The following is a 7,193-nucleotide window of genomic DNA, read 5'->3' on the forward strand; positions in this document are numbered from 1 at the left end:
CTATATATCGATATAAGTATTTTCGATGAATATCATCTTTAATAATTGAGAATACTGTTATATATTTTTTACTTTAGGTAGTTTAATTATCTTGACTTTTGTCATAATCATAAAAATATGGTGAATATTGTGACGCGCCCTTAAATGTCACGTCACAACATCAGTTAAGAATTTGTGTAAAAAGAGCCTGAACAATTTTTTTATGTGAAAGCTATATTTAGCAAGCTATTCCAAATAAATTTTGTACAACTTATTTTTACATGATGCCTAAGGTTTAAAAGGGGTACATTTGCCACCTAAACCATTTGCGATCGCACAGGTATTTGACTCTAACATGCCAATATAAGTACCTGTGGCTGTTCCTTTTTTACCCAAACCATCAGCGTACAATTCTTGGTCAGCAATTTTAACTTTTGCTTCGTTGGCAACGGTTTTCAATACTTTGTCGTTTGCCGTCACCTCTGCAAACACAATCGGTACGTTCTGCTTTTTTATACCTTCAGTCAGTGATTTAACTTTTGCCGCAGTTGGTTCTTCTTCTGTGGAAACACCTAACAAAGTATCAGCAATTTTTAACCCGTAAGCATCTGCATAATAACCCAGTGCATCGTGAGTTGTAACTAAACGTCGCTGTTTTTCGGGAATCGTGGCTATTTGCTGAGGAATCCATGCATCCATTGCTTTAAGTTGGGCTTCTAACGCTGTAGCATTTTTAGTAAATTCTGCCCCATTATTGGGGTCAACTTTTACTAAATTCTCCTTAATTATCTCCACCATCTTGATGCCATTTTTAACATTATGCCAAACATGGGGATCGGTTTCAGTTTTACCATCATGGAGCAATGTTAATTTTTTTACCGTTCCTAAGTCGTGTAAAGCTAACTTCGGTGCGGGGGTTTTTGTTGCTTCCACCATCTTGACGATGGCAGTATCGAAGTTTAAACCTGCGTAAAAGACTATACTAGCCTGCTCTAAAGCCTGTCTATCGGATGGTTTGCCCTCGTACACATGGGGGTCTTGATCGGGATTAATCAAGCAGTTTAAATCGACTTTATCTTTAGCAACTTCTCCAACCAAATCGCATAGTACGCTGTGGGATACAACAACTTTTAGCTTTTTATCACCACTGCTTGCCGATGCTGGAGATGCTGTAGCTGTTGGAGTGGTTTCACTCGTATTAGTTCCTGTTCCTGTTTCTGTTCCCGAACCGCATCCAGACAAACTTAGTGTCAACATTGCGATCGCACTTAACCAGTAATTTGGTTTCATTAGTACTTTAACTTGTAAATTTGCCAGCATAGCTATGGTTTCCAGTTGAATGTATTGCTTTAACCTTGTGATTCAATCTTTCAGTATACTACGATAACGATAATCAGTAATAAGCTTAATTAAGGCTTAAGATTGAATGTGCTTAGGTAGCATCAAAATTAGAGCGTAAACAAAGAGTGTAATTATTACCTATTGCAAGGCTAGAAAAAGAACATGTTAGAAGTCGAGAATTTATCAGTACGCTATCGGGGAAACGAAGCACTAGAGAAAGTTAGTTTTGCGATCGCGACTGGGCAATTAGTCGGTGTCATCGGTCCGAATGGGGCGGGAAAAAGTACAATGTTGAAAGCAATGCTCGGACTAGTGGCAAATTCGACTGGTTGGGTAAAGTTTTGTGGTAAGCCATTAAAGCAGCAAAGGGGTAAGGTAGCATATATTCCCCAAAGGTCCCATATTGATTGGGATTATCCCACTACCGTTTGGAATGTGGTGATGATGGGAAGAACTTTGAAAACGGGTTTATTTCGTGGTTACAGTCGTCAGTCTAAGGAATTGGTAGAAGCGGCATTGGAGAGGGTAGGTATTTGGAATTTGCGCGATCGGCAGATTGGTCAGTTGTCGGGGGGGCAGCAGCAAAGGGTATTTTTGGCAAGGGCTTTAGCACAAGAAGCTGATATTTTATTTTTTGATGAACCGTTTACTGGTGTTGATATAAAGACGGAAGAAATAATTTTTGAGATATTTAGTAAGTTGAAATTGGAAAATAAAACGTTATTAGTTATTAGCCATGATTTAGGTGATACTTTAAGGCATTACGATCAACTTATTTTATTAAATAAATATCTTGTGGCATTAGGTTCACGGGAAGAGGTTATTACTCCGGGAAATATTCAAAAAGCGTATGGGCATAATTTTGGATTGGCAATAAGTTAAAATGATTTGCTTGGATATGATGACTAATAATAATTCATAATTCATAATTCATAATTCGTAATTCGTAATTCGTAATTTTAATATAGACGACCCACCGGGTCGTCTCTACGTAATTCAACACTAATTAAATGATGAATATAATTCTTGAACCATTGCAATTTGAATTTATGCGGAATGCCATTATTATTGGGATTCTGATGGGTATTTTGTGTGCAATTGTTGGTACTTATATGATTGTGCAACAAATGGGAATGATGGCACATGCTATTTCCCACTCGGTTGTTGCGGGTTTACCAATTGCTTATGTTATGGGCTTTTCGCTGTCAATGGGTGCTGCGATAGCAGGTATTTTGAGTGCGATTATGCTCGCGACGATTGAGGCATATTCACGGGTAAAATTAGATTCGGCAATGGCTTTAATTTTATCGGAGTTTCTCGCAATTGGAGTCACTTTAATTAGCATTCTACCAGGTGCAAATCGTATTGATTTGGTGAATATTTTGTTTGGAAATATTTTGGGTGTCAATCAAAATGATTTAATTATGACTTTAATTATTACTATTTTTATTGTTTTGAGTGTGATTTTATTTTATAAAGAGTTACTTTTATATACTTTCGATCCAATTGGGGCACAAGCGCAAGGAATGCGGACTCAATTATATTATATGGGTTTGGTGACAGCGATTACTTTAACTGTTGTTGCCAGCTTACAAACAGTTGGTTCTTTATTAGTAATTGCTATGTTAGTTGGTCCTGGAGTGACTGCATATTTACTCGTAAAGGAACTACATGAAATGATGATTTTTGGTTCAATAATTGGCTCTATTAGCTGCATCATTGGTATGTATATGAGCTATTATTGGGACATTCCATCTGGTGCTGCAATTGTGTTAGTTGTATTCACCTTTTTCTTCATTGCATTTTTATTTAGTCCTTCCCACGGAGTATTAACCCGACCTGATTTGAAAGAGCAAGTAACAAACACATGGCAACAATTAATGCATAATCAAAAGTAAATTTGATAGACCTTTTGGTGAAACCTCTTAAATAGAAAACTCGTAGCAGCCACAGTTACAGCGTTGCACGATAGCAGGTATTACCAATTGTTTTGGTTGGTCAAAGATGTAATTATGATGGAAGCACTTTAGAAACAAAAATATTTACTCAATACTATGGCATATAATAAGTTCACATTACGTAAAGTAGTTGAAGACTTTTCGCTACAAATCCTGGAAGGTGGCACATTTATTCCCGAATTAGAACCGGTTGCGCCGAGTGAATTGCTACGAGAAACTTTGATAGACAGTTTACCTTGGGCTATTGCAGTGGGCAGTGAAAAGGCTCGTTCTGAGGCAATTATTACACCAATTTTGTTGGAAGTTCGACGACAGTTAAATCGTCAAGTGAGTGTATTTTCAGGCGAAGATTTTACGGTGGATGTAGAGGCAGAATTAAGCGGACGTTGTGATTTTTTAGTGAGTCTATCGCCAGAACAGTTGTTTATTAAAGCTCCTGCGGTGATTATTGTCGAGGCAAAAAAAGAAGATACAAAATCTGGATTGGGGCAATGTGTGGCGGAAATGGTTGCAGCACAGAAGTTTAATGAAAAGGCAAAAACATCGATTCCAGTGATTTATGGTTGCGTTACCAGTGGAACGGCTTGGCGATTTTTGAAGTTGGAAGGGCAAATTGTAACGATTGATTTGACGGATTATTTTTTGCCCCCTGTCGATCGCATTTTGAGTATTTTGTTGTGGATGTTGCGATCGTGAATAATAAAATGTTGGGTTACGACTTCTTAATTCAGTCATCTTTAGATGACTTTAGCTATTAGACAGGGAATTAACTCTCTGGCTGATTATTCTGAAGATAACAGTGACAATGGGGTTTTTCAATAACCCATTCTGTCAAAGTATTCAATGCCGTTGCTGCTAATAATCCCCCTCCCAAAGTTCCTTCAATAGTCATAAATGGAACACCAGATTGAATTAACAAACGCTTCGCAGCAGGAGCATGACTAAAACCGATTGGCATTCCAATTACTAATGCAGGTTTTGAAATTTGTTGATGTTGAATCGCTTCGCAAATAGAAAGCAAAGCACTCGGTGCATAACCAATCACAACTATACTATTTGGAGTAATTTGCAAAACTTTGTCACGCCATTTTTGCTGTTGCCAAAAGGCTTGTTCAGCTTCAATTGCAGTAGTAACATGGGGATTATCGATTAATGTTGTGATTCGACAATTTAAGTGAGTTAAGCGTGTATCATCCAAAGCAGCCGCAACAGAGGATATATCTACAACAATCTCACATCCCGATTTTAGCGCTTCCTTACTAGTCACCAAAGCATTATTTCCCAAGCGAATAAATCCGACTAAACTCACATCTCCGCAAGCTAAAACCAACTTTGAAATTAAATCTTGTTCAATTTCCGAAAGATGGGAAATATCTGGTAATAACCCTTGTAAAGACTCTTGAAAATCTTCAGGATGTGCGTGAACTTCCGAATCTAATCCTGACCAAAGTTTTTGAAGTCCATTCAATCCAGATTGGGTTTCAACTTCAATTAATTTAAGTTGTGCTAAAACCTCAGCTTGGACAATTTGACAATGTTTATCTCTTCCCAATAATCCTTCCAATGCGGATGCTGTTTGTCGCAACTGAGCTATTTGCTGCATCACAACTCGATATTGACGTTGTAAATGTGCTGTAAGGTTATGGTTGTCGTCATTTTCCGGTTCAGCTTCCAGTAATTGTTGAATATGGTTAAGTTGAAATCCTTGCTGCTTGAGTGCGACAATTCTTTGCAACCGACGCACATCTTTCTCAGTATAGAGACGATAATTCCCATGCGATCGCATTGCCTCTGGCAGTATTCCTAATTGGTGGTAATGTCTCACCATTCTTGGTGTTATCCCACTTCCCACAGCTTCTGTTAACTCTTTTATTGTTAAACATCCGGTATTCATCTGCGTTTATCTGCGGTTTTTTACAATTCTCCATACCTCTAAATTTTATTCCAAACTCCAGCAATCATAAAAAACCTTGACATTAACATTAATGTCAAGGTTTAGGCTGAAGAAGTCGAAATTAATGACTTCACTACCATGACTATCTCTACCAAAAAAAACCTACTCCAAGAACATCCCGACGCTGTTGCTGCTGGTATATGTGCAATATTTCTTTTAATTGGTTCATTTGCACTGCACTCAAATTGGATTTCCCTGGCTTTATTGTTACTTCCCGTTGCCTATGTAGTTGGTGGTTATGGAAGTGCCAAGGAAGGGTTGACGACACTGTGGGAAGAGAAAGAACTTGATGTTGATTTATTAATGATTGTAGCTGCTTTAGGTGCTGCTGGTTTAGGTTTGTGGCGCAGGGAGTATCATTTAATTGTTGATGGTGCAGTACTGATTCTAATTTTTGCAGTTAGTGGTGCGTTGGAAGGTTACGCAATGCAGCGTACTGAAAAGGCAATCCGCAGTTTGATGAGTTTGACTCCCGATACTGCCAGGGTATTAGTAGCTGGAGAAGAACGGGAAGTTAGTATTAATAAGTTGCAGATTGGTTCACAAGTGATTGTCAAACCTGGGGAAATGATTCCTTGTGACTGTGTAATTACTGAAGGATTTAGTAGTATTAATCAAGCAGCAATTACGGGTGAATCTTTACCTGTAGAAAAAACAATTGGCGATGAGGTTTTTGGTGGGACAATTAATGGTAATGGTGCATTGAAATTGCGGGTACATCAACCACCAGAATCTAGTTTAATTCAGCGCATTGTCAAACAGGTATTACAAGCACAAACCGAAGCTCCGCGATCGCAACAATTTATCGAACGGTTTGAGCGGGGTTATGCAAAAATTATAGTGGTGTTGGGTATAGCTCTTGCGACTTTACCACCGTTTATTTTCGGTTGGGATTGGGAAACGACAATTTACAAAGCTTTAATTTTCCTTGTTGTCGCTTCCCCTTGTGCTTTAATGGCTGCAATCATGCCAACATTGTTATCAGGTATAGCTAATGGTGCTAAACAAGGGATTCTATTCAAAAACGGTTCCCATTTAGAGATGATTGGCAAAGTAAATGCGATCGCATTTGATAAGACTGGTACTCTCACGACTGGAAAACCCCAGGTTGTGGAGATTATCCCCGCATCGGGTTTCTCGGAAAATCAAGTATTGGAAGTCGCAGCAGCAGTAGAAGCATTTTCCGAGCATCCGATTGGGAATGCGATCGTTAAATTTGCTGAAATCAAAAATCTTGAGTTTCCCCAAGTAAATAATGTTCAAGCATTTGCTGGATTGGGAATTACTGCGGAAATCAACAATGAAAAAGTTATCTTGGGAAAAACAGGTTTTATTAAGCAGGAAATTAGGGAAATTCCCCAATTTTTAATTAAACAAAGTCAAGAATTAGCAGCAACAGGTAAAACCATAGTTTGGGTTGCCCAATCTGGTGAAGTTTTAGGAATCATCGCAGTTGCAGATACAATTCGTGAAGAATCGGCATTCCTAGTTCAAAGATTGAAAAAGTTGGGAATCCAAAAAGTCATTATGTTGACTGGAGATAATGAACTCACAGCAAAGAATGTCGGGAAAGAATTAGGAATTGATGAAGTTTATTCAGAACTTTTACCGGAAGATAAAGTTACTGTTATTCAGCGTTTAAAAAAGGAATACGGTAGCGTGGTTATGGTTGGGGATGGTATTAATGATGCTCCCGCGCTTGCGACTGCAACAGTGGGGATTGCGATGGGTATAGCTGGTAGTGATGTGGCACTGGAAACGGCAGATATTGTCTTAATTTCGGATAGTTTGGAAAAAATAATTGTTGCTATAAAATTAGGTCGTCGTTCTCTACGAATTATCAAGCAAAATATTACTTTTGCATTAGGTTTTATCGTTGTGTTGTTAGTAGCAAATTTTGTCGCAAATCTCACTTTGCCACTTGGGGTAATTGGACATGAAGGTTCGACGATATTGGTTAC

Annotated in this window: 6 protein-coding genes; 4 read left to right on the forward strand and 2 right to left on the reverse strand. The window is 38.3% G+C overall.

Features of this window, described 5'->3' with window-relative positions:
* Window positions 1-267 precede the first annotated feature (267 nt).
* Window positions 268-1,299, reverse strand: coding sequence for a metal ABC transporter solute-binding protein, Zn/Mn family (locus CK510_RS23185; protein WP_245912336.1), 1,032 nt, complete (start codon window positions 1,297-1,299; stop codon window positions 268-270).
* 183 nt (window positions 1,300-1,482) lie between these two features.
* Here CK510_RS23185 and CK510_RS23190 point away from each other — a divergent pair, with 183 nt between their 5' ends.
* The 3 genes from CK510_RS23190 (at window position 1,483) to CK510_RS23200 (ending at window position 3,974) form a co-directional block, all read left to right on the forward strand.
* On the forward strand, window positions 1,483-2,202 hold the full coding sequence (locus CK510_RS23190) for a metal ABC transporter ATP-binding protein (RefSeq protein WP_095723935.1): 720 nt from the start codon (window positions 1,483-1,485) through the stop codon (window positions 2,200-2,202).
* A gap of 128 nt (window positions 2,203-2,330) precedes the next feature.
* Window positions 2,331-3,218: a metal ABC transporter permease gene (locus CK510_RS23195; RefSeq protein ID WP_095723936.1), complete on the forward strand. Its 888-nt coding sequence runs from the start codon at window positions 2,331-2,333 to the stop codon at window positions 3,216-3,218.
* 156 nt (window positions 3,219-3,374) lie between these two features.
* Window positions 3,375-3,974, forward strand: coding sequence for a hypothetical protein (locus CK510_RS23200; protein WP_095723937.1), 600 nt, complete (start codon window positions 3,375-3,377; stop codon window positions 3,972-3,974).
* A gap of 70 nt (window positions 3,975-4,044) precedes the next feature.
* Here the strand turns inward: CK510_RS23200 and CK510_RS23205 are convergent, their stop codons facing one another.
* Window positions 4,045-5,172, reverse strand: coding sequence for a precorrin-8X methylmutase (locus CK510_RS23205; RefSeq protein WP_095723938.1), 1,128 nt, complete (start codon window positions 5,170-5,172; stop codon window positions 4,045-4,047).
* A gap of 138 nt (window positions 5,173-5,310) precedes the next feature.
* Here CK510_RS23205 and CK510_RS23210 point away from each other — a divergent pair.
* Window positions 5,311-7,193 (forward strand): heavy metal translocating P-type ATPase (locus CK510_RS23210; RefSeq protein WP_095723939.1); only part of this gene is annotated, 1,883 nt, incomplete at its 3' end.

The sequence above is a fragment of the Brunnivagina elsteri CCALA 953 genome, assembly GCF_002289455.1.
Classification (GTDB): domain Bacteria; phylum Cyanobacteriota; class Cyanobacteriia; order Cyanobacteriales; family Nostocaceae; genus Brunnivagina; species Brunnivagina elsteri.

Bases quoted from the DNA above. Each gene is read 5' to 3' on its own strand.
- CK510_RS23185 (WP_245912336.1), bottom strand. From the start codon at position 1,299: ATGCTGGCAAATTTACAAGTTAAAGTACTAATGAAACCAAATTACTGG.
- CK510_RS23190 (WP_095723935.1), top strand. From the start codon at position 1,483: ATGTTAGAAGTCGAGAATTTATCAGTACGCTATCGGGGAAACGAAGCA.
- CK510_RS23195 (WP_095723936.1), top strand. From the start codon at position 2,331: ATGATGAATATAATTCTTGAACCATTGCAATTTGAATTTATGCGGAAT.
- CK510_RS23200 (WP_095723937.1), top strand. From the start codon at position 3,375: ATGGCATATAATAAGTTCACATTACGTAAAGTAGTTGAAGACTTTTCG.
- CK510_RS23205 (WP_095723938.1), bottom strand. From the start codon at position 5,172: ATGAATACCGGATGTTTAACAATAAAAGAGTTAACAGAAGCTGTGGGA.